This is a genomic window from Pseudomonas sp. GM25, from assembly GCF_000282255.1.
In the GTDB taxonomy this organism is placed as follows: Bacteria; Pseudomonadota; Gammaproteobacteria; order Pseudomonadales; family Pseudomonadaceae; genus Aquipseudomonas; species Aquipseudomonas aphyarum.
The window spans coordinates 44,083-66,861 of sequence record NZ_AKJQ01000014.1; the positions used below are offsets into that span (position 1 = coordinate 44,083).

Below are 22,779 nucleotides of genomic sequence, written 5' to 3' on the forward strand. Positions count from 1 at the left end.
CACTGCCAACTGAAAAAGGCTTACCGAGAGGTAAGCCTTTTTTGTATGTGCATGAATCCAATTTGCCAGCAACCGAAACCCTCAGGCGTCACCCTCCTCCCCCGCCACCCGAACCAGCAGATCCCCGGGCTGACAGTTGAGGTACTCGCAGATGGCATCCAGTGTCGCCAGTCGCAGCCCTTTGACCTTGCCCTGTTTGAGCAGCGACAGGTTGGCCTCGGTGATGCCGATGGCGGCTGCCAGGTCTTTGGATTTGACCTTGCGCAGCGCGAGCATCACATCCAGTTGAATCACGATAGGCATGAGGACCTCAAATAAACGTACGGTTTTCCCGATCGACTTCACTGGCCTGCGCCAGAATCCGCGCGATGATCGAAATGCATGCGGCCAGAAACAACGCGACGAACGAAGCAGCCGTGATGCTCAGGGTCAACAGCCGCTCACCGACCGGCGCATTCTGGGTGACCCACAGGCTGAGCATCGGCTCACAGAGGAAATCCAGCAGCACCCAGATCGCCACGGCTCGTCCGACCTTGCCCAGATGCTCCGCTGTTTCCCGGGCGAAATACTCACCCCGCGCGTAACTCTGAAACAGCTGGCGCAAATGGTTCAGGCCCGACGCCAGTGCCAGCAGGGGAATGCTCGACAGCACGATCCCGCCCAGCTTCTGCCACCACGGAAACAGCGTGGCGGTGTCGGCCATGTGTGACAGCTGGCGCTAGGTCAGCGCAAACCCCAACCCCCAGCCTTCCTTTTCCGCCAACGGTGGGTAAGCCCATATGACAGCATTGAGCAGCAGCATCACGACAATCAGGATCAACGTCACCGTCGCCATGCGCCGACTGAATTGCACGAGCCCGTGGGTGGTCATGGGAAAGCCTCACAAAAATGAATGTGAGCGCCACCCTAACGATTAAAATTATCGAATAACAATAATTAATTGCTGCAAAACATTAATAACCGTCAGGCATCCAGACTTTTACCAACCACCGGATCACCGATCTTCAGAAAGTTGCCACCGGCCACGTGATGCAGCGTGCGCAGCTCATCGTGCCCTTCAAAATGCCAGCGCCCATCGCTGAACACCCGCGAATCAGCCTGCGCCGCGATCACCTCGGCCAAGAACAGATCGTACTGTTCGTGATTGCGCGGTTCCGGCAGCAACCGGCACTCGAGCCAGGCCACGCAACCGTCCAGCATCGGTGCCTCGACCTGCTCGCCAGCGAAGCTCTTCAAGCCGTACGCCTGGAACTTGTCCTGACCTTGATCGCGATTGATTTCCAGACCTGAAGTCGAGCCGACGGTCTGCACGATGTCAGCCTGATTCACACAAGGAACGTTGAGAACAAAGGTGCCCGAGGCCTCGAGCAGTTGCCGGGTCCAGGTGGATTTGTCGAGGACCACCGCGACTTTCGGCGGTTCGAAATCCAGCGGCATGGCCCACGCCGCGGCCATGATGTTGCGCTGCCCGTCATGGGCGGCGCTGACCAGCACGGTCGGCCCGTGATTGAGCAGGCGGTAGGCTTTGCTCAGGGGAACCGGGCGACGGAAGGACTCGCTCATGGGATCTGCTCCGGGAAAAAGAGCCGATTGTAGCGGGATAAAAACAACGAAGGGATGGCCGTGAACCATCCCTTCGCCTGACCGGCATCAGCTGGATAACTGGTTGGCGAACTGGCCGACTGCATCCACCACTTTCTGCGCGCCGTCCTGGATCTCGACGATCACCGTACCGGCCTCCGCCGCCAGCGCCAGCCCTTGTTCGGCCTGTTGCTTGCCGTCGGTCATCAGGGCCACGGCGTTGCGCGCCATGTCCTGGTTCTGGCGCACCACACCGACGATTTCTTCGGTCGCCTGGCTGGTGCGCGAAGCCAGTTGCCGCACCTCGTCAGCCACCACCGCAAAGCCTCGGCCCTGCTCACCCGCGCGAGCGGCTTCGATGGCCGCGTTGAGCGCCAGCAGGTTGGTCTGTTCGGCAATGCCGCTGATGGTCTTGACGATGGTGCCGATCACCTGGGATTGCTCGTTCAGCGCCTCGATCCCCTCGCCGGCGGTCTGCATGTGCTTCGACAGATCGCGCATCACATTGACCGCTTCAGTCACCACACGGGTGCCGCGCTGGGCGGTGCTATCGGTTTGCAGGGAGGTGCTGTAGGCAATGTTGGCGGCGTCGGCGACGGCCTGTTCCTGATTGACCTGATCGGTGATCACCGTGGCGAACTTCACCACTTTGTAGAGCTTTTCGTTGGCGTCGAGCACCGGGTTATAGGACGCCTCCAGCCAGACGGTCCGACCATGGCTGTCGACCCGCTTGAAACGGCCGGCGACGAATTCGCCGTTGTTCAGGCGGCGCCAGAAGTTCTGGTACTCGGCGCTGTTGTACTCCTCCGGCTCGCAGAACTGGCGGTGATGTTTGCCCTTGATCTGCGCGAGGCTGTAACCCATGCCTTGCAGGAACCGTTCGTTGGCGCTCAGCACGTTTCCGCTGAGGTCGAACTCGATCACGGCAGTCGAACGCACCAGCGCGCCGATCAGGTTTTCGTGCTCGCGGGAGGCCTCGATGGTGCGGGTCAGGTCGCTGGAGAAAATCGAGAAGTGCTTGATCCGGCCATCCGATGAACGAATCGGCTGCACGATCGAACGCAACCACGCCTCTTCGCCGTTACCGCGGGAAAGGCGCACTGCGCCAGCGAAATGCTCGCCACGGGTCAGAGCGGCCTTGAAGCGGTGATGAAACTCGTCGGACTTCACATGGGCCGGCACGATGTCTTCGATGGCGCGGCCGATCAGGTCGTGGTTCTTGTAGAGCATTTCGCTGAGGAAGTTCTGGTTGACCGACTGAATCCGTCCGTCGGGCTCAAGGGTGAGCACCAGCATCTCGCTTTCCAGGCTCTCCTTCACTTGCAGAAGGCTGGAGAGTTCTTCACGAAGAGCCGCCAGCTCTTGCTTCAGGCGTTTGTTGAACATGGGAAAGCACCGATGGACTGGATGGAGAGCGGGTATGCAGCCTAACCATCGGCCTTGGAAATCTTTTCTGAAGAGCGCTTGAGGCTTGTCCTACAAAAATAGTTACGCCTCGACAACTCAGGCGGTGCCGGCCACCGGACACTGTTCTGCGCGCGGCATGCGCGAGCCGAAATACGCCGCACTGACGACGCCCACCGCCCCCATCACCGCGCAGAACATCACGCAGATCCACGGACTCCACGGCATCAGACCGATCAGCAGCAACGGTGTGACACTGGCCCAGGCGGCGTAGGCAATGTTGTAGGTGAATGAGATCCCGGAAACGCGAATCCGCGCCGGGAACAGGCTGACCATCACCGATGGCACCGCACCGACCACGCCACAGCACAACCCGGCGATGGCGTAGGCCAGACCGACCCAATCCCCGCCGCTGATCAGGCAGGTATAAAGCAGACCGATGCCCATCGGCAGCAGCAGGCTATAGAGCATGACCGTACGCCAGGCGCCGATGCGATCGACCAGCCGGCCGGCGATCACGCAGCCGATGTTCAGGAAAACAATGCCCAGCGCGCTCAACGCGAAGGTGTGGCCGGCGGTCATGCCGAAGGTTTTTTGCATCATGGTCGGGGTGATGACTACGAACACCACCACCGCCGAGGTCAGCACGCAGGTCAGGAGCATCGCCGGCAACATGGCCAGACGATGATCGCGCAGCACAGTGCGCAGCGGCAGCTCGACCCGCGCCTCGCGCTGCGCTTCCATCGCCATGAACACCGGGGTTTCGCTCAGCCAGCGGCGCAGCCAGACACCGATCACGCCGAACACACCACCGAGCAGGAACGGATAACGCCACGCGTAATCCAGCACTTCGGCCGGGGTGAACACTTGCGCCAGAAAAGTCGCGGTCAACGCGCCGATCAGGTAACCGAAGGTCAGCCCGGCCTGAAGAAAGCCCAGCGCATAACCGCGATGGCCGGCCGGCGCGTGCTCGGCCACGAATACCCAGGCGCTCGGCACTTCACCGCCCACCGCCGCGCCTTGCAGGATGCGCAGCGCCAGCAGCAGCAACGGTGCGAAATAGCCGATCTGCGCGTAGGTCGGCATGATCCCGATCAGCAGACACGGCAGCGCCATCATCAGGATGCTCAGGCTGAAAACCTTCTTGCGCCCCAACCGGTCGGCGAAATGCGCCATCAGGATTCCGCCCAGCGGGCGCGCCAGATAGCCGGTGACGAAGATCCCGAAGCTTTGCAGCAGACGCAGCCACTCGGGCATTTCCGGCGGGAAGAACAACTGGCTGAGGGTCAGGGCGAAGAACACGAAAATGATGAAATCGTAGATCTCCAGCGCCCCGCCCAGGGCCGCAAGGCCGAGGGTCTTGTAGTCGGAACGGCTGAACGGCGCCGGTCGGGCAGTGGAATGGGCAGTCATGGCAAAGAACTCTGGCAGGCAAAAAACCAAGGCGCCCATGGTCTACGCAAACGGGCCGCCGGACAACCCGTTAGACCATAGTCTGATTCGGCAAAACACGGTCACAAAAATCCGCCGGTTGATTTACTGTTGGCACCTGTCCAGACGGGCCGGCCAAGCCCCGAAGACCACAATAAACATAAAAATCCGAGGTACTCCCGTGGCCGTTGATATCGAAGATAGCCGCTCTGCGCGCTTTGCCTTGCGCTGTTCAAGTTTCGCCGAACGCTGGTTTCCCGACTCTTGGGTATTCGCCGCGCTGGCGGTGATCATCGTCGCGCTGGCGACCCTGGCCATGGGCGCCAAACCCACCGACGCCGCCATGGCCTTCGGCGACGGATTCTGGAGCCTGATCCCGTTCACCATGCAGATGGCGTTCGTGGTGATCGGCGGTTACGTGGTGGCCAGTTCACCGCCCGCCGTGAAGCTGATCGATCGCCTGGCGCGGATCCCGAAAAACGGTCGCTCTGCCGTGGCCTGGGTTGCGCTGATCTCGATGGTCGCGTCCTTGCTCAACTGGGGCCTGTCGCTGGTGTTCGGCGGTCTGCTGGTACGCGCCCTCGCCCGCCGCACCGATCTGAAAATGGACTACCGCGCCGCCGGTGCCGCCGCCTACCTTGGCCTCGGCGCCGTGTGGGCACTGGGCCTGTCGTCGTCCGCCGCGCAGTTGCAGGCCAACCCGGCCAGTCTGCCGCCGTCGATCCTGTCGATCACCGGGGTGATTCCGTTCACCCAGACGATTTTCCTCTGGCAGTCGGGAGTGATGCTGCTGGCGCTGATCGTGATTTCGATCATCATCGCCTACGCCACCGCGCCCGGCCCGAACTCGGCGCGTGATGCCAAGGCCTGTGGCATCGACCCGGCCTTCAACCTGCCGCCGCTGCAACCGCGCACCCGCCCTGGCGAATGGCTGGAACACAGCCCGCTGCTGATCATCCTGCTGGTGCTGCTGGCGGCCGGATGGCTGTTCCACGAGTTTTCGACCAAACCGGCGATCACCGCGATTTCCGGGCTCAACACCTACAACTTCCTGTTCATCATGCTCGGCGCGTTGCTGCACTGGCGCCCGCGCAGTTTCCTCGATGCAGTGTCGCGCGCCGTGCCGACCACCACCGGGGTGCTGATCCAGTTCCCGCTGTACGGTTCGATTGCGGCGCTGATGACCACGGTCAAAGGCACTGACGCCCAGACTCTGGCCCATCACATCTCGACCTTCTTCGTGAGCATCGCCTCCCACGACACCTATGCGCTGTTGATGGGTGTGTACTCGGCGATTCTCGGTTTCTTCATTCCGTCCGGCGGCGGCAAGTGGATCATCGAGGCGCCGTACGTGATGCAGGTGGCCAACGACCTCAACTATCACCTCGGCTGGGCGGTGCAGATCTACAACGCCGCCGAAGCCCTGCCAAACCTGATCAACCCGTTCTACATGCTGCCGCTGCTGGGCGTGCTGGGGCTGAAGGCGCGGGATTTGATCGGTTTCTCGTTCGTGCAATTACTGGTGCACACGCCGCTGGTGTTGGTGCTGCTGTGGGCGCTGGGGACGACGTTGTCGTATCTGCCGCCCGTCATGCCTTAAACGATGTCTACAGGGCGCCGGCTCCGGCGCCCTGTCTTTCCCTTCGACAAAAACGCCCCGAACGATCCCTACTGCGGTTGCCTGTCGTAAATAATGGCTCAGAGCCATCATCTTTCTTTACCGCGCCACTGCCTCGGTAATATTCTTGCGCGCCCAATATCTGTTTCATTTTTTGTCTGAGCGCAAAGGGAGTTCGTTGCAATGATCGTCGGGATTGACCTGGGAACCACCAACAGCCTTGTTGCCGTATGGCGCGGCGATGCCACTGAGTTGGTGCCTAACGCCCTGGGGCAGTTCCTGACACCCAGCGTGGTGGGTCTGGACGATCAGGGCCGGATTCTGGTCGGGCAAGCTGCCCGCGAACGCCTGCACACTCATCCGCGTCTGACCGCATCGCTGTTCAAACGCCATATGGGCAGTGCGACGGAGGTCTACCTCGGGGATAAAAAATTCCGTCCGGAAGAGCTCTCGGCGCTAGTGCTCAAGAGCCTGAAAGAAGACGTCGAGCGCACCTACGGCCAGACCGTCACGGAAGCCGTGATCAGCGTTCCGGCCTATTTCAGCGACGCCCAGCGCAAGGCCACACGCATCGCCGGTGAACTGGCGGGCCTGAAAGTCGAAAAGCTGATCAACGAACCCACCGCCGCCGCACTCGCCTACGGCTTGCACCAACGGGACAAGGAAACGTCGTTCCTGGTGTTCGACTTGGGCGGCGGTACATTCGACGTGTCGATTCTCGAACTCTTCGAAGGCGTCATGGAAGTGCGTGCCAGCGCCGGTGACAACTTCCTCGGCGGCGAGGACTTCGACAACGTGCTGCTCGAGCACTTTATCGATCAGCATCGCAACGTGTCGGACTTCCCCGAGCGCTCCACCATCCTCCAGCCGCTTCGCCGCGAAGCCGAGCGTGTGCGCCGTGCATTGGGCCAGGACGCCAGCGCCGAATTCAGATTGCAGGTCGGCGAAAAGCAATGGACCCAGACCATCACCCAGGCGCAAATGGCGACGCTGTACATGCCGCTGCTCGAACGCCTGCGTGCGCCGATCGAACGGGCCCTGCGCGATGCACGCATCCGCGTCAGCGACCTCGATGAAATCCTGCTGGTCGGCGGCACCACCCGCATGCCGCTGGTGCGCAAACTCGCCGCCGGGCTGTTTGGCCGCTTCCCGTCGATCAGCCTCGATCCGGATCAGGTCGTGGCTCAGGGCGCCGCCATTCAGGCAGCGCTCAAGGCCCGTTCGGCCGCGCTGGAAGAAGTGGTGCTGACCGATGTCTGCTCCTACACCCTGGGGATCGAGACCTCCACCCAGGTCGGTCGTCAGTATGAAAGCGGTCATTACCTGCCGATCATCGAGCGCAACAGCATCGTCCCGGTCAGCCGGGTCAAAACCGTGCAGACCCTTCACGACAATCAGGAACAGGTCGTCGTGAAAATCTTTCAGGGCGAAAGCCGTCTGGTCAAAGACAACGTGGCGCTCGGCCAACTGGACATCAAGGTGCCCAAGCGCAAGGCCGGCGAAGTCGAACTGGATGTGCGCTTCACCTACGACAACAACGGTTTGCTCGAAGCCCAGGTCAGCATTCCCCTGACCGGTCAGCAACATTCGCTGGTCATCGAAAACAACCCCGGCGTGCTCACGCCCGAGGAAATCCAGCAGCGTCTGCAAGCTCTGGCGCAATTGAAGATCCATCCGCGCGAGCAGCAAGTGAACACCCTGCTCAGTGCGCGTCTGGAACGTCTGTATCAGGAAAGCCTGGGCGACCTGCGCGATCAGATCGGCTACTGGGCCAAGCAATTCCAGCAGGCGCTGGATTCCCAGGACGAGCGGCAGATCCGTGAAACCCGTACCGAACTGAGCAAGCAGTTGAGCGCACTCGACCGTAACCCCTGGCAGTAAGGATGCACGACATGGAATGCTGGTCTGTGCTGCAACTGCCCGAAGACGCCGGGCTGCGTGATATCAAGCGCAGTTACGCGCGGCTGCTGAAAGTCTTTCGGCCCGATGAAGATTCCGCAGGCTTCCAGCGCCTGCGCGAGGCTTACGAGCACGCACTGTCGATTGCCCAATGGCGCCTTGAAAACGAGGAGAGCGAGGAGCACGGCGACGTCATGCTGGCTCCGGGGATCGCTGCGTTGGCGGTGCAAGAGCAGTCCATGGCTCAGCCGCTGCAGAAGACCGGGACCGATGCGTGGGATTACCCTGCGGCGCTATTCGAACCGGTGACCCCGGCCGCGCCCGAAGCACCGATCGAGTCGCCAGTCTTGCGGGTACAGCCCCTGAATCCGGAGCCTCTTAACCTGGAGCCCGAGCAGCCGACTGCCGACCCGGCTATTGAAGCCGCTTCGCAATTGCTGAACGGCCTCTCGGACAACAATCTGAATGAGCGCTGGGAGCAAGCGTGCCAACAGGATTGTGCGCAAGCGTTCCAGACACTGTTGCTGACGTTGTGCTTCGATCATCCCGCGCTGCGCCTTTCGATTGCCCGTTGGGCGGTGCAGCACCTGGGTTGGCTGGGCCCGTGGCAGGAGATCGTCATCGGCGACGGGCAGCGCGGCATTCTCGCCAACGAGTTGCTGACGGATTACCGGCAATCGCTGGAAACGATGCTCGCATCGCAAAACGAGCGTGAATTTCTCGCGCTGCTCAAGACTTACACGGCCCAACCCTGGCTCCAGGTGTTCGACCGTCGGGAACACTGGCAACAGATCATCCTGCAACTGCTGCAGGACACAGAGTGGAGCGTTCCGCTGTTCGACCGTATCTCCCAATTATTTGGCTGGGACGACACCAAGGGCATTCATCCGCAACCGGACTGGCTCTGGCAGGCGCTGATCGAGCGCTGCAACCAGGAAAGCCTCTACGACAACCTGTGCGCCCGCGCCGAAGATCAGCGCAACGGGTCGCCCGACGCTCTGGCCGCGCGGATGCTGATCAGCCCGATGAAGCCGCGGCAGCAGAAAGACATGACCGACCGGTTCATCCCGGCTGACTGGCAGGCCTGCCAGCAGTTATCGGAAACCCTCAAGTGGCGCTTCCCTGATTTGCTCGCCCGCTTGCCGTACGCCGACGTCTTCTACTGGCGACGGTTTCTGCCGCGCTACATCGCCGCCGAAACCTGGTTGCGCTCATGGGCTGCGATTGCGCTGGCGCTGTGGCTGTTTTATCTGCCCGCCGAGCACAAGACCACGGCGATGAGCATCGTCATTCCCCTGGCCTTCGCCTGCGTTCCTGTCTGGTTTTTCCGGATCGGCTTGAGTTACTGGTTTCTGATCAGCGCCCATTTGATCGTTCAGGACCTGTGGTTGACCGAAAGGATCATCCCGCGCCGATGGAACCCTGATACCCGCTGGCTCGTGCTGCGCCATGGCGTGCCGCAAGCCGTCATGATCCTGCTGTTCTCGGTCATGCTCGGTGGGCTGGGGGCCTTCACCTATATCGGGGTGATCCTGATCGGGCTCTGGCACAAGCGGCGCATCGGTACGCTCGACCCGGAGTTCAGCGACAAGCACCCGTGGCTGACCGCGCTGCACTGGGCGCATTTCAGCCCGTTGCAACTGCTGTTTCTGGTGGCCATGACCGGGGTGATTCTTGCCAGCCAGCTTGGTTATTCGCTGAAACACCTGTTCCCCGGCTAGGCTAGACGCGGGCCGGATTGCCCTCCACCAAGGTTTTACCCTCGCTGAAAAGGATCTGAGCATGTTGAAACTCGCAGGCCTCACCCTCGCGGCGCTCACGTTGAGCGCCGCCGCCCACGCCGATGTCGACCTGAAACTGGGCAGCACCGAACGCGTCACCCGCCTCTTCGCCTACCCCAACAATTGCAGCGTGATCTGCTTTCGCAACTGGACGCTGGAGCAGACCGTCGCCCATTACCTGAGCCAGAGCGTGCAGCGCGACGGCTACACCAACGCCAAAGTGCTGGTGAAAAACGACAACGATCAGCTCTACGCCGAAATCAGCGGCGTACCGAAGGGCTATGACAAACCGCTGACCGCCTTGCTGGACGCCGGCGACCTGGCCTACAACGGCGCCAGCAAACTCAATGCCGACGGTAAATGGGCGTACAGCTGGTACCTGTTCCTGCCACTGGGCATGGCCCTGGAAAACCGCAAGAGTGTCGAGCTGCTGCACTTCCCGCCGGATTACTCGCTGACCCAGGCCCAGGATTACCTGCGCTCGAACACCACCGACCGCTGGGCCGCGCTGCTGACCGACAATGGCATCCCCGCCGACCAGACGCCGGCCTACCAGACCATCATCGACATCGCCCCGATTGCCGCGCCCGCCAGCGCCGGCAAGGATCTGGAAGGCGTGTACGACTACTTCAAGGATTACCAGACCATCATGGTCAGGCAGGTCAGCCAGAACGCCAGCGGCGCCGTGCTGCCAATGGTTGCCTTTGGTGCGCCGGTGCGTAACTGGATCAAGCAGCAATACGGTGCGACCGTGAATGTACTGGGCCTGGCGACCATCAGCCCGAGCGCGGGGGTGAACGTGCCGGTGCTGGGATCCAACCACCCGAGCTACATCTGGTACGCCGCCGACCCGAGCAACTACACCGGCGACGATGCCCAGGCCAAGGCCGATGCGGCGGGTCTGAAGGTGATGGGGCAAGACTTGAGCGCGGCCTGCTGGCAGGCCGGAATGGGCAGCAAACCGGGTACCGATCCGAAGACACTGCTCAACAGCTGCACCCAGACCTGGCAAGTGACGCAGAAAGCCAAGACCTGCGAGCTGTTCTACACCACGATCCGCAACGAGACCGTGGCACAGGCGGACAAGACCTGCTCGAGCACACCGGTCAAATCCCAGCTGCAACAGCTGAAAAGCCCATTGCCGGACATGGCCGCGCCCGCCGCCCACCTCTGAGCAATCGGACGTCCTTCCCGTGTCAGCCTTGGCTGACCCGGGAAAGCGTCTATTTCGCCTGTCAGATCTGACAGTAGACCGTTAGTGTGATTTGCGGGATCTTGGATCCAATGATCGTGTTGCAGAACTGGCAGGACGTCAGTCGATGGAAATTGCGACAACGAGCCAACAGGGACCGTTATGAACACTTACGCACTACCGGGTAAACCGGCACGCGATACCGAGGGCATTTATCCTTTTGCCGGACTCCCCGTCCGCCTGGGATTTCCGTCAAAGCAGGACTTCGAAATTGTTCACGATCCCGAGGGCGTAGCCACCGCTGTCGTAGCGTGCCGGGCATTCCTGCGTATCACCCGAATGTGCCGGGTTTCAGGCCAGTTGCTGCCCTATCGCTGTCGGCAGACCCGGCAACTGCTGGCCGGTATCCACCTCTACGATCCGCGCTTTTGCGGCGCGTTCGAGCATTGCTGCGACCCTAATACCTTTCTCGACATGAGCGAGTTATGGGTGTGGGCCCTGCGCGATATTCTGGAGGGTGAAAGGCTGACTATCGATTACACCGCCACCGAAGACAAACTGCTGCGGCAGTTCGCCTGCGGTTGCGGATCCTCGCGCTGCCGAGGGTGGATCACCGGTTACGATGAATCACCCAATCTCGAAGGCCAGCGCTATCTATTGAGCTGGCGACGACGGCAAGGTTTACGCTGAACGACCGATCAGGGCGCGCCGACCGGACGCAAGCGGTACTGCGGCGGCAACTGCTCGAAACCGCTGATCGTGGTGTTCAGGCTCTTCCAGCGACCATCCTTGATGCCGTAGATGCAGCCGTGGATCGACAGGCTTTGCCCGCGATGCCAGGCGTTCTGGATGATGCTGGTGTGGGCGACGTTGGCCACTTGCTGGATCACGTTGAGTTCGCACAGGCGGTCGACCTGCTCTTCCTCGGTCGGCAGCTTGGCCAGTTCTTCGCGTTTTTCGTAGTAAAGGTCGCGGATCGAACGCAGCCAGCCGTCGATCAGGCCGAATTGACGATCCTGCATCGACGCCCGCACACCGCCGCAACCGTAGTGCCCGGTCACCAGGATATGTTTGACCTTGAGCACGTCCACCGCGTACTGGATCACCGACAGGCAGTTGAGGTCAGTGTGCAGCACCACGTTGGCAACGTTGCGGTGAACGAACAGATCGCCCGGCAGCATGCCGACGATTTCGTTGGCCGGCACCCGTGCGTCGGAGCAGCCGATCCACAGATATTCAGGCGTCTGCTGGCGGGCCAGCTTGGCGAAGAAATCCGGGTCTTCCTTGGTGATCGCGTCAGCCCAACGCTCGTTGTTATCAATCAGGTCTTGTAAGTCGTGCATGCTGTAAGGCCTCAAGAAAGATGCGCTGGTATGACTGTCGACCGCCCGTCGGGGTCACGCTGGGATCGTGGGTGATTTGCTTTGAATTTCTCGGGGGCCCGGTGAGTCCACCTCAGTAAGGCCCACAGTATGAGGAATTGCCATGACTGATTCACGACGTCCATATGATGCGGTGCAACCGGAGCCCATCGATGATAACGAAGACCGCATGGGTTCGGTGCATGAGCTGGATTTCGACGACGAACAGCCCAGTGCGAAGATCGGCGACGAACTGCCCGAGCGCGAGCGCGAACAGTTGATGCCCCGTGACCGCGTGCATGAAGCGGGTTTCACCGGGGCATCGACTGCCGATCACGAGCCCACCGACGATGACCTGAGCCCGGAGACCCTGATCCGCGAGGACGGTGCCCGGGATGCCCACGAACTCGGAGAAGGCAATCAGGCCGACTGGGATCTGAGCGTGGTCGACGAGGACGACATCGGCGGCGGCAACGGGCTGGATGAAGCGGAACTGGCGCGCCGCGATCCGCTGGATCGCAAGCGCTGAGGACACCTGCCGCGATCAGTCGACGAGCGTGCAGGCCATGACCACGGCATCTTCACGCCCGCCGACCGCCGGGTAGTAATCCCGGCGCCGGCCGATCTCGTTGAAGCCATAGCGCTCGTACAAACGAAAGGCCGAAGTGTTGCTGTCGCGCACTTCCAGGAAACATTCCCGGGCATCGGCGGCGTAGGCGCGGGACATCAGGTATTCGAGCAGGGTCAGCCCCAGCCCGCGACCCTGGTTTTCCGGTTTGACCGTGATGTTGAGCAGGTGTGCCTCATCGAGAATGATCTGCACCACCCCGTGGCCCACCTGCTGCTCACCTTCGAACATCAGCCAGATCTGGTACTTGCCCAGGCCGTCGAGAAAAATCCCGCGGGTCCACGGATGGCTGTACGCGGCGAATTCAATCTTCAGCACAGCGTCCAGATCCGCCTCGGTCATCGGGCGAAATGATACAGCGTCACTCATTCGATTCTTTCCAGCGCGCCATCAGCCGACGCATGGCTTGCCACACGGCGGCCTTGCGCTGTGGCTCTTCCATCAACAATTCCAGCCCCGGCACGGCCCACGCCAGGCCAAGACCCTCGATTTGCAATTCACGGTTGAACGCTTCGGCATCCGCCTCACCGGCAAAGCGCACCGCCGGCAGGCCGATCAGCCACAGGCAGGCGCACGGCGCCGCCTCCATCTGCACCGACAGGAAACCCTGGACGAAATCCCGGGCCGCTTCCGGGCCCTGATCCATCGTGCCGCGATTCAGCCATGGCCAGCGCACCGGCTCACCGACAATCTGCGGCGCGTCCGGCAGACCGGCGGCACGCAGCATGTCCTTGAGCAACAGATAAGCAGGATCGCGGGACTGGAAGGCTTCGCCTGTGGGTAACTCCACCAGCAGCAGGCAACGGCCGGCGCGCAGCAATTGCAGGGCAAAACGCGGTGGCGGCACCGGCGCCGGTTTGGCCACCACAGGTGTTTCGTCGACTTCTTCGACCGGCTTGGCACCCGTGCGGGTGCTGGCCAGCGAAGGTCGCGGAACCTCGATCTTCGGCCGTTCGACCGGACGCGCGGCCGGCTGCTCCGGCGCTTCGGCCGGGGTAGCCGGGATCACCGGTGCGGCAATCTCGGGCTCGGGCATGTCCAGCAGCTCGGGCCGCGACGGCGCGGCAAAGGGCAATTCGGTGCGCGGCAGCCAGTTGACCACCTGCATGGCGTTCAAATAGGCGCGGCGGCGGGACTCGATTAGCAAGGGTCGGCCACTTGTGGATAACTGAAGTGCGCTGATTCTACCGCCCTTCGCTCAAGATCGCGCGCTGTTGATCGATAGTCTTGACCGATACCTTGACGCAAAGAAAAGCGACAGCCCGTCCCGAGAGTGAATCGCATCCTTCGTGATGCAGTACAATCGCGGCTTTTAATCGCCAACCAGCCGGCCATTCCGATGATCGAACCCAAGCGCGTCTTGCGCGCCCTCGCTGAACACTGGGCACTTCTGGAGCCACTGTGCGAGCACTTCGACCAGGGCACCCTGAGCCTCAACGAACTGCGCACGCAACTGGCCGCCCAGCAACTGGACAGCACGCCGCAGGACATCACCAGCCTGCTCGACGTGTGGATCCGCCTCGACATTCTGGTTCCCGTGGCCAAGAGCCCGAACCGTTTCGAGCTCAATGCGCAGATCCACGACTTCCTCGCCTACCTGCGCCGCGAGCACCGTCTGGGCCTGTGCCTGGAGATCGAAGCCTATCTGCGTCACCTCGAGCGTCTGGCCGGTTATATCCAGGATGCGTTCGACGTCCGTGACGGCAATGACCTGGCCCGTCAGCTGCGCCTGCTCGACATGCGCGTGCGCGACGTTCTGAAAAAACTCGACAACGACGAACAGGCGCTGGTGGCCGTGGCCGAACGGGCCAAGACCAGCGACCGGCAGATTCCGCTGCGTCAGCGTTACGCCGAAGTACTGGCGACCTGGGACGAATACGTCGAGCCGATGATCGATCTGGTGAACGCCGACGGCGCCTTCGAGCAAGGCGTGCGCAAGGTCGAAACCGTGCTGCTGAAGATGCTCAGCGAACAGCAGCGCCTCGGCCATCTGGTCGATGACGACATGCTGCTGCGCACTCACGCGCGCATCCTCGAAATGCAGACCAGCGCCCAGCTGACCCTGCGTCACGCCCGTGAGCTGCTGCTGCCGCTGCGTGAAGAAGCGCGCCGACACAACGCCGTGACCCGTGGTGCTGCGCTGGCGCTGGCCGCAATCCGCCGCAAAGGCATCGACGCCGTGCCGCAAGCCGCGATGCCGCTGTTCACCCGGCCGCAAAGCACCTTCCTCGGCAGCGCCAGTCAGGTTGAAGCCTATGTCTACGCCCTGGCCCGTTTCGAGCCGAAACCGGCGCGTTTCCCCAAGGCGCACAAATCGCAAAAGAGCGGCGATGCCCCGCGTGCACCGCGCACCGTGCGCGAGATGGTCGACCGTTGCGAAGAATCCCTGCCGATGCCGGATCTGATGACCTGGTTGCTGGAGCAGGAGCCGGACGGCGCGACCGACGAATTGCTTTACTGGTTCTCGCGCCTGTCGCGGGAAAAACGCTTCAAGCGCGAGCGTCTGGAACGCCGCGAATACCACACTCACGAGCATCAGGTCAGCCTGCGCTCCTTCGCCCTGCTCTCGGCCGGCGACGCCGCCGCCGAGGATTCTGCGAGCATCCCCAATGCATCTTGATCTTTCCGAACTGTCTCAGCTGGCGCCGATCTTCCGCGAGCTGTTCAAGGGTTATCACGTCAGCCGCCGCGACCCGGAGCTGTACGCACAACTGTCGAACTTCCAGGACCAGTACCGCACGCTGTTCAAGGCACTGGGTTTCGAACTGGTCTGCGACACCCGTGGTTTCTATTACTTCGTGCCGGACATGGCTGCTGCGGCGGTGAACAAGACTGCCCAGCGTCTGGCGCTGTTCACCTTCATTCTTGTCGAGCATCTGGCCGATCAGGGCCGCGACCCAATCGCCGTACTCGACGGCGGCAGCCTTGGCCGCGAGGAACTGCCGTCGCTGCTGGAAAAGTACCGCGACCTGTTCATCCAGGCCGAAGTGCAGACCGTTGAAGAGCTCGAAGAAAAAATCATGCGCCGCATGACCCAGCTCGGTTTCGCCAGCGAGGAAAACGGCGTGTACCGTTTCCTGCCGCCGATGCACCGTTTCCTCGATGTCTGCCTGTCGGTTCAACAGGACCGCGACCTGGCGGCCAGCGTGCACAGCGTTCTGCCGCTGCCGGCGCCGGTGCTGATCGACGAAGCCGCCGAGGCGAAATTCCTCGCCACCGACGACCCGCTCGATCTTTCCGAGTTTGAAGAAGAGAGCGAAGAAGACGCACTGGCCCGCGCCATTGCCGAAGAACAGGAGTCCGACGCATGAGCCAGGAACGCTACGGCATCCGCCGCTTTGCCCTTTTGAACACCGCCGGTTACAGCCTCGGCCTGTTCCCGCTGGAAGAACCGCTGTCGGTCTACGGCGCGAACAACCTCGGTAAATCCGCCTCGATCAACGCCTTGCAGTTCCCGATCCTGGCGCGCATGTCAGACATGAGTTTCGGCAAGTACAGCCTGGAGCAATCCCGGCGTTTCTACTTTGCCTCCGACACCAGCTACATCCTCGTCGAAGTGAACCTGCCCCACGGCCCGCACGTGATCGGCGTGGTCGGTCGCGGCCCGGGCGGCGGTTTCGGTCACCAGTTCTTTGCCTACGCCGGCAAGCTCGATCTGGCGCACTATCAGAAAAACGACACCTGCCTGCGGCAGAAAGAGCTGTTCAGCAACCTTGAGAAAGAAGGCCTGAAAGCCTACGAACTCAAGCCCGATGAGCTGCGTCGCTTGCTGGTTGGCGGTCACACGTCGATCCCGCTGGATCTGACCCTGATCCCGCTGCGCTCCACCAGCGAACAGAGCCTGAAGACTTTCCGCGCGCTGTTCATCAACCTGCTGCACATGCGTGAAATCACCGCAGCCAAGCTCAAGCAGCTGTTCCTCGATGCGTTCGAACACAGCCTGCGTTCCGGCAGCGTCGATTACATCGCCGCGTGCGAAGAAGCCTTCCGCGACGTGCGTCGCATGGAACAGGACTACAACTCGCTGGTGGCTGCCGGCCCGTTGGTCGAAGCCTTGGCCAACGGCGTGAAACAGCGCGATGTGTTGCGTGGCAAGTTGCATCGCCTGTCGCCGCTGCTCGACTCGTTGCTCGGCACCTGGTCGGACTACGCCACGGCACGCAAGGAAGAACTGACCATTCAGGCCGAGCACTACCGTCGCGAGCAGGACGATCTGCAAAACGATCAGCGCGGCGGCACTCAGGAACTGATGCGTCTGGAGCGGGAAATCTCCGGCATCCAGCGCTGGCTCGGCGAATTGTCCGTTCTGAAGAACCGCTTCGCGCTGGTCGATGACGTCAAGGTTCTGGAGCAACAACTGCTAGCGGCCAAGGACGCTCACGACGAACTGGCCGGTGCGCTGGCGCAGTCCCGACAGTTCAGTGCCGAGGATCTCGAAGAACGTCTTCGCGATCTGGAAAAACGCCTGAAGTCGGTGAAGCAGCAACTCGATCACGCCGACAACAACAGCTATGCACGCCTGCGCGAAGAGTTCTCGCAACAGGATGTCGAGCGCCTGATGCGTCTGTTCAACAGTGCGCTGTTCAGCCTGCCGTTGGGGGAACACGGCATCACCCTCGACGAGAACGGCGAGTGGGTGAAATCGGTCGAGCTGATCCTCGACGGCTTCAAGGGCGAGCGTTTCGAAGTGCCGGGCCTGTCGATCGACATATCGCACATCGAGCCGCCGGCTTTGCAAGCGCTGGCCGACCGTGCCGCGCTGCGTGATCAGAAAGAGCGTCTGGAAAAAGAGCTCAAGCAACTCAAGACCCAACAAGCCGTGGCCGCCGACCGTGCCGCAAGCAAGACCCAGACCGAAGCGCTGTACCAGCAGGTGCTGGATGCGCAGAAGGCTCTGGAAGACTTCCGCCGCACCCAGACCCTGAGCGCCGAAGAAGGCGACAAGCTGGAGCAACTGGCGCAGATGGAAGCTGCGCAGGACGAACTCAAGCGCTCCAGCGATGCATTCACCGAGCGCGTCCAGCAACTGTCGGCCAAGCTGCAACTGGTCGGCCGGCAGATCGCCGACATGGAAGCCAAGCAACGCACCCTCGACGACGCCCTGCGCCGCCGTCAGCTGTTGCCGGCGGACCTGCCGTTCGGCACGCCGTTCATGGATCCGGTCGACGATTCGATGGACAACCTGCTGCCGCTGCTCAACGACTATCAGGACAGCTGGCAAGGCCTGCTGCGTGCCGATGGCCAGATCGAAGCGCTGTATGCACAGGTGCGCCTCAAGGGCGTGGCCAAGTTCGACAGTGAAGACGACATGGAGCGCCGTCTGTCGTTGCTGATCAACGCTTACGCGCACCGCACCGACGAAGCCCTGACCCTGGGCAAGGCCCGTCGTGCAGCCGTGACCGATATCGCGCGAACCCTGCGCAACATCCGCAGCGACTACGACAGCCTCGAGCACCAACTGGCGTTGTTCAACCGCGAGATCAACAAGCGTCAGGTGTCCAACCTGCAGAGCTTCCGCATCGTGCTCGCGCCGAACAAGGAAGCGCTCAAGCACATCGACCAGATCATCCACAGCGCCGGTCAGTACGAAGAAGGCGAAACCCTGTCGGTGTTCGACCTGAGCCAAAGTGCGGAACAGGACAACAAGAACGAAGAGGCCAAGGAATACCTGGCGCGGCTGGTGGCGGCGAACCACAACCAGCTCGGCCTCAAGGACTTGTTCGAACTGGCGTTCGAGATCACCAAGGTCAATGGCCAGCCAGTAATCCACACCGACATCGATGGCGCGGCGTCCAACGGCACCACGATGACCATCAAGGCGCTGACCAACATGTACTTGTTGCTGCACTTGATGGACCGCGACCTGGCCGGTCGCGTACGTCTGCCGTACTACCTCGACGAGGCAGCGGACATCGACGAGAAGAACCAGGCAGCGCTGCTGGAAACCAGCCTGCAACTGGGCTTCGTGCCGATTCTGGCAAGCGTGAAGCCGCAGGTCTGCGCCAGTGTCGCCATCGACCTGGAAGGCGGCAGCGGCCCGGCCGGTATCTACATCGACGAGGCGGACTGGAAGTACATCCGTCGCCACGATGTGGTGAAGGCCACCGTCAATGTCGAAGCGGACGAGCCGGAGCTGGATGCGGTTTGATGCGTAACTGACGGGCACAAAAAAGGGCCGCGATCCATTGGATCGTGGCCCTTTTTCATGGGCTCTGGATTATTTGCCGAGAGGGATCTTCGGTGCCCAGTTCAGCCACTCGTCTTCGAACTTGTCGAACAGCGGGAAGGTTTGTTCGGCGCGAGCCGGGTTGCCCATCTTCTCGCCGTCCGGTGTGGCGAAGGCGATACCGCCCTGAATCACTGTCTCAAGCGACTCCGTGCGTACGGTCACGCCTTTGAACAGGCCGATGTCGAAACCGACGCCGCTGGTGTTCCAGAAGCGACTGCCGCTGCGCACCAGTGGCGCGTACTTCGGTTCGATCAGGATGTGCACCAGGACGCGATCCGCTGTCTGGCCCAGTTCGTAACCGGTAACTTTGCCTACGGTGATCTCGCGGTAAGTCACCGGAACACCTGGCTTGAGCGAACCGCGACGGGCAGCGCTCAGTACCAGACTCAAGCCTGCTTCTTGCTTGGTGACTTCCGGCGCATTAGCCAAAGCAACGAAGTTTTTCTGCGGGCCGAGGTTCTTGGCCGCCGGTTGCACTTCGATGTACTGGCCGGTGACCAGGGTCTCCAGGTTCGAGGTCTTGATCAGACCCAACTCCGGTTTGACCACCCAGAACTGACTGCCGACTCGAGCAATCTTCTCCGGCACTTCAGTGATGCGCGCGGTGAGGATTACCGATTGCAGATCATCGGTCAGGTCGACACTTTCAATCTTGCCGACATCCAGGCCCTTGAAGCGCACCGGGGTGCCGCTGCGCAGACCGTCCGCGCGATCGACCTTGATGGTGACGACGGCGCCTTTCTGATTCGCTTCATCATGGTTGGCGAACAGACGGAAACGCGGAATGCGCTTTTGCAGCGGTGCCTTGGCTTGCGGCGTTTCGAAGGCGATGCCGCCGGCCATCAGGGTCTGCAACGATTCACTCTTGACCTGAATGCCGCCGGTCAAACCGCCGGTCAGCGTGACGCCACTGACGTTCCAGAACCGGGTCGAGGCGTTGACCAGGTTTTCGTATTCCTTCTCGATATGGACGCCGATCACCAGTTGCTTGCGTGTCTTGGAGAACTGATAGCTCTGCACCGAACCGACCTTGACCTGCTTGTAGAGGATCGGGCTGCCGACATCGATCGAGCCGAGGGTGTCGGTGAACAGCACCAGGTGCAGGCCGGGTGCGCGCAGATCGAGCGGCGGGGCTTTGGGTCGGGCTTCGAATTCACGCTGTGGCGCACCGCCCTTGTCGCCCGGGCGCACGGCGATGTAGTTACCTTTTACCAACGCTTCCAGACCGGTGATGCCGGCCAGGGAGATCGATGGTTTGACTACCCAGAATTGCGTGCCGGTGACCAGATAGTCTTCGGCCAGCGGATCGAGGGTCAGTTCGGCGGTGGCGCTGGACAGGTCCGGATCGATCTTCAGCGCTTTCAGGTTACCGACTTGAATGCCCTTGTACATCACCGGGGTGCGCCCGGCTTGCAGGCCCTCGAAATCGCTGAGTTTGACCTTAACGCGGATGCCGGCGGCGGCCGCATCGAAGTCTTCGTAGAGACGGAACGGCAGGCTTGGATCGGTGGGCGGGCTGTCCTTGCGGTTCTCCGGGGTGGCGAAAGCGATACCGCCGGCGACGATGCTGGCCAGGGATTCGCTGCGCACTTTCACGCCGGACAGATTGGCGTCGATGCTGATGCCGCTGGCGTTCCAGAAACGGGTGTGCTTGCGCACCAGTTTGGCGTAGGTCGGCTCGATGAACACCTTGAGCTCGACCGTGCTCTGGTCTTCGGACAGCACGTAACTTTTGATCTGACCGACTTTGATCTGCTTGTAGAACACCGGGCTGCCGCGATTCAACGAACCCAGACGATCGGCCTTGATCGTCAAGTGCAGACCGGGTTGCGAATCCGATAGCGGAGGTTCTTCGGCCAGGGCCTTGAACTTGCGGGTCGGCTCGCCTTCGCCGGGACTGATGGCGACGTAGTTACCCGATACCAGGGTTTCCAGGCCGGTGATCCCGGCCAGGGTCACGCTCGGCTTGACCAGCCAGAAACGGGTGCTGGTCTTCAGGTACTGATCGACATCCTTGTTCATCTCGATGGTCGCGATGACACCTTTGGAGTTGCCTTCATCATCGAGTTTGAGGGCTTTCACCTTGCCGACCGGCATGCCTTTGTAGACCACTTCGGTCTTGTTGGCCTGAATGCCTTCACCACTTTCAAACCGCACCTGAATCTCGATGCCGGTTTCGTTGTAGGCACGCCAGCCGAGCCAGCCGCCGATAATCAGGGCGATCAGGGGCAACACCCAGATGGCAGACCAGTTCGAAGCCGGTCGGGTTTTCGCTACAGGCAAATCAGTCATGGTCGGCGTCCGACTCCGTGTTATCCCAAATCAGTCGGGGATCGAAAGTGACAGCGGCGAGCATCGTCAGAATCACCACACTGGCGAAGGCGATGGCGCCAAGATTGGCTTCGACACTGGCAAGCCGGCCGAAGTTGACGACCGCCACCAGAATGGCGATCACGAAAATATCGAGCATCGACCAGCGGCCGATGAACTCGATGAAGCGGTACATCCAGATCCGCTGTCGTGCGGACAACGGCTGGCGGCGCTGTACAGAAAACAGCAACAGCGCGATGCCCACCAGTTTGAAGGTCGGCACCAGGATACTGGCGATGAACACCACGGCAGCGATTGGAATCATGCCGTGTTGCACCAACTGAATGACGCCGGACATGATCGTGCTCGGGTCACCCTGGCCCAGAGAGCTGACGGTCATGATCGGCAGCACGTTGGCCGGGATGTAGATAATCGCGGCCGTGATCAGCAGCGCCCAGGTTCGCGCGAGGCTATTGGGCCGCCGCGCGTGAACCAGCGCGCCGCATCGGGTGCAAGTCTGCACATCGCTGTCGGTATCCTGCCTGTTCAGTTCGTGGCATTCGGTACAGATCAGAATGCCTGCATCAATCGCCCGCATGGGCATCTTCTCCTGATAACGCCTGCCAGATCTGGTGCGGCGACATCACCACTTCGAGCCAGACCTGAACCAGTAACAAGCCGATGAAACACGCCAGACCGAGGCCCACGGTGATTGCCGCCATGTCCGCCAGTTTGACGATCGCGACCAGGACGCCCATGAGGTAGACCTCAAGCATGCCCCAGTCTTTGAGGTGGTGATAAATGCGGTAGAGCAGCAGGCCATAACTGCGTCCGATGTTGAAACGGATAGTCAGCAATACGATCAACTGACACAGCAGTTTCAACAGTGGAATCGCCATGCTGCAAAGGAATACGACAACCGAAACACCGCGCATATCGGTGTTGAACAGACCGATCACACCGCTCCAGACCGTGTCCTGCGACGATTGCCCGAGAACATTGAGCTGCATGATGGGTAAAAAGTTCGCCGGCACGTACAGCAACAGCGCGGCAATGACCAGGGCTAGGCTGCGCTGCACCACGTTATGGCGGTGAGCGTACAGTTCGTAACCGCAGCGTGGGCAGAGGGCTTTTTCGCCGTGAGCAAGCTTGGGCTTGCGCATCAGCAGATCGCACTCATGGCAGGCCACCAAGTCATCCAGCGGTAAATCTGACAGCCCTGGGGCGTCAACCGAATCTGACATAAGGGCTCTGGCTCCGAGAAAGTTGGGATCTATTCTAGTGTTCTGATTCGAAAATAACTGTGCAAATTTGTTCGCTGAGGCGAGCAAAAACTTTCCTGCGG

At 61.3% G+C, this 22,779-nt stretch carries 21 protein-coding genes and 1 pseudogene; 9 read left to right on the top strand and 13 right to left on the bottom strand.

The genetic code is table 11. From position 1 onward, the window contains the following. Positions 1-81: 81 nt before the first annotated feature. The 7 genes and pseudogenes from PMI24_RS05610 to PMI24_RS05630 form a co-directional block, all read right to left on the bottom strand. Positions 82-303, bottom strand: a complete 222-nt coding sequence (locus PMI24_RS05610) for a helix-turn-helix domain-containing protein (protein WP_007951734.1) — start codon at positions 301-303, stop codon at positions 82-84. A gap of 7 nt (positions 304-310) precedes the next feature. Then, positions 311-703 carry a DUF2975 domain-containing protein gene (locus PMI24_RS05615; RefSeq protein WP_007951736.1) on the bottom strand — a complete coding sequence of 131 codons (393 nt, stop codon included), beginning with the start codon at positions 701-703 and terminating at the stop codon, positions 311-313. A 15-nt stretch (positions 704-718) separates the two neighbouring features. Beyond that, complete coding sequence (locus tag PMI24_RS29735) at positions 719-871, bottom strand: hypothetical protein (protein WP_007951738.1); 153 nt, start codon at positions 869-871, stop codon at positions 719-721. Positions 872-963: 92 nt separating this feature from the next. Then, a complete protein-coding gene (locus PMI24_RS05620) occupies positions 964-1,563 on the bottom strand; it encodes a flavin reductase family protein (RefSeq protein WP_007951743.1) in 600 nt (199 codons plus the stop codon). An 87-nt stretch (positions 1,564-1,650) separates the two neighbouring features. Continuing rightward, positions 1,651-2,082 (bottom strand): methyl-accepting chemotaxis protein, encoded by a 432-nt coding sequence (locus tag PMI24_RS29740; RefSeq protein WP_371857323.1) that lies wholly within the window; start codon positions 2,080-2,082, stop codon positions 1,651-1,653. Between the two features lie 156 nt (positions 2,083-2,238). Beyond that, positions 2,239-2,967 (bottom strand): annotated as a pseudogene (locus PMI24_RS29745) (PAS domain-containing protein); the annotation flags it as partial. 117 nt (positions 2,968-3,084) lie between these two features. After that, a complete protein-coding gene (locus PMI24_RS05630) occupies positions 3,085-4,398 on the bottom strand; it encodes an MFS transporter (RefSeq protein ID WP_007951747.1) in 1,314 nt (437 codons plus the stop codon). 199 nt (positions 4,399-4,597) lie between these two features. Between PMI24_RS05630 and PMI24_RS05635 the strand changes: the two genes are divergently transcribed. The 5 genes from PMI24_RS05635 to PMI24_RS05655 all read left to right on the top strand — a co-directional run bounded on the left by PMI24_RS05635 (position 4,598) and on the right by PMI24_RS05655 (position 11,596). Then, on the top strand, positions 4,598-6,016 hold the full coding sequence (locus PMI24_RS05635; RefSeq protein WP_007951749.1) for a short-chain fatty acid transporter: 1,419 nt from the start codon (positions 4,598-4,600) through the stop codon (positions 6,014-6,016). A gap of 201 nt (positions 6,017-6,217) precedes the next feature. Continuing rightward, positions 6,218-7,915, top strand: a complete 1,698-nt coding sequence (locus PMI24_RS05640; protein WP_007951752.1) for a molecular chaperone HscC — start codon at positions 6,218-6,220, stop codon at positions 7,913-7,915. An 11-nt stretch (positions 7,916-7,926) separates the two neighbouring features. Continuing rightward, positions 7,927-9,654, top strand: a complete 1,728-nt coding sequence (locus PMI24_RS05645; RefSeq protein WP_007951753.1) for a J domain-containing protein — start codon at positions 7,927-7,929, stop codon at positions 9,652-9,654. A gap of 61 nt (positions 9,655-9,715) precedes the next feature. Beyond that, positions 9,716-10,888, top strand: coding sequence for a hypothetical protein (locus tag PMI24_RS05650; protein WP_007951754.1), 1,173 nt, complete (start codon positions 9,716-9,718; stop codon positions 10,886-10,888). Positions 10,889-11,068: 180 nt separating this feature from the next. Next, entirely contained in the window at positions 11,069-11,596 is a 528-nt protein-coding gene (locus PMI24_RS05655; protein WP_007951755.1) for a hypothetical protein, read from the top strand. Between the two features lie 8 nt (positions 11,597-11,604). On the opposite strand, the gene can is transcribed toward PMI24_RS05655, so the two are convergent. Beyond that, positions 11,605-12,249: a carbonate dehydratase gene (gene can, locus PMI24_RS05660; RefSeq protein WP_007951756.1), complete on the bottom strand. Its 645-nt coding sequence runs from the start codon at positions 12,247-12,249 to the stop codon at positions 11,605-11,607. A gap of 142 nt (positions 12,250-12,391) precedes the next feature. Here can and PMI24_RS05665 point away from each other — a divergent pair, with 142 nt between their 5' ends. Then, the gene (locus PMI24_RS05665) at positions 12,392-12,796 is read left to right on the top strand and encodes a hypothetical protein (RefSeq protein WP_007951757.1); all 405 of its coding nucleotides are present in this window, start codon (positions 12,392-12,394) and stop codon (positions 12,794-12,796) included. 15 nt (positions 12,797-12,811) lie between these two features. Here PMI24_RS05665 and rimI read toward each other — a convergent pair whose 3' ends face one another. Then, a complete protein-coding gene (rimI, locus tag PMI24_RS05670; RefSeq protein WP_007951758.1) occupies positions 12,812-13,264 on the bottom strand; it encodes a ribosomal protein S18-alanine N-acetyltransferase in 453 nt (150 codons plus the stop codon). Further along, the gene (locus PMI24_RS05675; protein WP_007951760.1) at positions 13,257-14,003 is read right to left on the bottom strand and encodes a hypothetical protein; all 747 of its coding nucleotides are present in this window, start codon (positions 14,001-14,003) and stop codon (positions 13,257-13,259) included. The genes rimI and PMI24_RS05675 overlap by 8 nt, the downstream gene beginning before the upstream one ends. A 231-nt stretch (positions 14,004-14,234) precedes the next feature. On the opposite strand from PMI24_RS05675, the gene mksB reads away from it, so the two are divergent. From mksB to mksF, 3 genes are read left to right on the top strand one after another with little or no spacing between them, the layout of a single operon-like run. Beyond that, positions 14,235-15,515 carry an Mks condensin complex protein MksB gene (gene mksB / locus PMI24_RS05680; protein WP_007951762.1) on the top strand — a complete coding sequence of 427 codons (1,281 nt, stop codon included), beginning with the start codon at positions 14,235-14,237 and terminating at the stop codon, positions 15,513-15,515. Continuing rightward, positions 15,505-16,206: an Mks condensin complex protein MksE gene (mksE, locus tag PMI24_RS05685; protein WP_007951764.1), complete on the top strand. Its 702-nt coding sequence runs from the start codon at positions 15,505-15,507 to the stop codon at positions 16,204-16,206. The genes mksB and mksE overlap by 11 nt, the downstream gene beginning before the upstream one ends. Beyond that, positions 16,203-19,043 carry an Mks condensin complex protein MksF gene (gene mksF / locus PMI24_RS05690; RefSeq protein WP_007951766.1) on the top strand — a complete coding sequence of 947 codons (2,841 nt, stop codon included), beginning with the start codon at positions 16,203-16,205 and terminating at the stop codon, positions 19,041-19,043. The genes mksE and mksF overlap by 4 nt, the downstream gene beginning before the upstream one ends. A gap of 69 nt (positions 19,044-19,112) precedes the next feature. Here the strand turns inward: mksF and PMI24_RS05695 are convergent, their stop codons facing one another. From PMI24_RS05695 to PMI24_RS05705, 3 genes are read right to left on the bottom strand one after another with little or no spacing between them, the layout of a single operon-like run. Further along, entirely contained in the window at positions 19,113-21,416 is a 2,304-nt protein-coding gene (locus PMI24_RS05695) for a PqiB family protein (RefSeq protein ID WP_007951768.1), read from the bottom strand. Beyond that, complete coding sequence (locus PMI24_RS05700) at positions 21,409-22,032, bottom strand: paraquat-inducible protein A (RefSeq protein WP_007951771.1); 624 nt, start codon at positions 22,030-22,032, stop codon at positions 21,409-21,411. The genes PMI24_RS05695 and PMI24_RS05700 overlap by 8 nt, the downstream gene beginning before the upstream one ends. Beyond that, positions 22,019-22,678 (bottom strand): paraquat-inducible protein A, encoded by a 660-nt coding sequence (locus tag PMI24_RS05705; RefSeq protein WP_007951772.1) that lies wholly within the window; start codon positions 22,676-22,678, stop codon positions 22,019-22,021. The genes PMI24_RS05700 and PMI24_RS05705 overlap by 14 nt, the downstream gene beginning before the upstream one ends. Positions 22,679-22,779 lie beyond the last annotated feature (101 nt).

Coding starts and splice junctions, on each gene's coding strand:
- can (WP_007951756.1), bottom strand. CDS start 12,249: ATGCACGACTTACAAGACCTGATTGATAACAACGAGCGTTGGGCTGAC.
- PMI24_RS05620 (WP_007951743.1), bottom strand. CDS start 1,563: ATGAGCGAGTCCTTCCGTCGCCCGGTTCCCCTGAGCAAAGCCTACCGC.
- PMI24_RS05665 (WP_007951757.1), top strand. CDS start 12,392: ATGACTGATTCACGACGTCCATATGATGCGGTGCAACCGGAGCCCATC.
- PMI24_RS05655 (WP_007951755.1), top strand. CDS start 11,069: ATGAACACTTACGCACTACCGGGTAAACCGGCACGCGATACCGAGGGC.
- PMI24_RS05610 (WP_007951734.1), bottom strand. CDS start 303: ATGCCTATCGTGATTCAACTGGATGTGATGCTCGCGCTGCGCAAGGTC.
- PMI24_RS05630 (WP_007951747.1), bottom strand. CDS start 4,398: ATGACTGCCCATTCCACTGCCCGACCGGCGCCGTTCAGCCGTTCCGAC.
- PMI24_RS29740 (WP_371857323.1), bottom strand. CDS start 2,082: ATGCGCGATCTGTCGAAGCACATGCAGACCGCCGGCGAGGGGATCGAG.
- PMI24_RS05675 (WP_007951760.1), bottom strand. CDS start 14,003: ATGCAGGTGGTCAACTGGCTGCCGCGCACCGAATTGCCCTTTGCCGCG.
- PMI24_RS05645 (WP_007951753.1), top strand. CDS start 7,927: ATGGAATGCTGGTCTGTGCTGCAACTGCCCGAAGACGCCGGGCTGCGT.
- PMI24_RS05640 (WP_007951752.1), top strand. CDS start 6,218: ATGATCGTCGGGATTGACCTGGGAACCACCAACAGCCTTGTTGCCGTA.
- PMI24_RS29735 (WP_007951738.1), bottom strand. CDS start 871: ATGACCACCCACGGGCTCGTGCAATTCAGTCGGCGCATGGCGACGGTG.
- mksB (WP_007951762.1), top strand. CDS start 14,235: ATGATCGAACCCAAGCGCGTCTTGCGCGCCCTCGCTGAACACTGGGCA.
- mksE (WP_007951764.1), top strand. CDS start 15,505: ATGCATCTTGATCTTTCCGAACTGTCTCAGCTGGCGCCGATCTTCCGC.
- PMI24_RS05650 (WP_007951754.1), top strand. CDS start 9,716: ATGTTGAAACTCGCAGGCCTCACCCTCGCGGCGCTCACGTTGAGCGCC.
- mksF (WP_007951766.1), top strand. CDS start 16,203: ATGAGCCAGGAACGCTACGGCATCCGCCGCTTTGCCCTTTTGAACACC.
- PMI24_RS05695 (WP_007951768.1), bottom strand. CDS start 21,416: ATGACTGATTTGCCTGTAGCGAAAACCCGACCGGCTTCGAACTGGTCT.
- PMI24_RS05700 (WP_007951771.1), bottom strand. CDS start 22,032: ATGCGGGCGATTGATGCAGGCATTCTGATCTGTACCGAATGCCACGAA.
- rimI (WP_007951758.1), bottom strand. CDS start 13,264: ATGAGTGACGCTGTATCATTTCGCCCGATGACCGAGGCGGATCTGGAC.
- PMI24_RS05615 (WP_007951736.1), bottom strand. CDS start 703: ATGGCCGACACCGCCACGCTGTTTCCGTGGTGGCAGAAGCTGGGCGGG.
- PMI24_RS05705 (WP_007951772.1), bottom strand. CDS start 22,678: ATGTCAGATTCGGTTGACGCCCCAGGGCTGTCAGATTTACCGCTGGAT.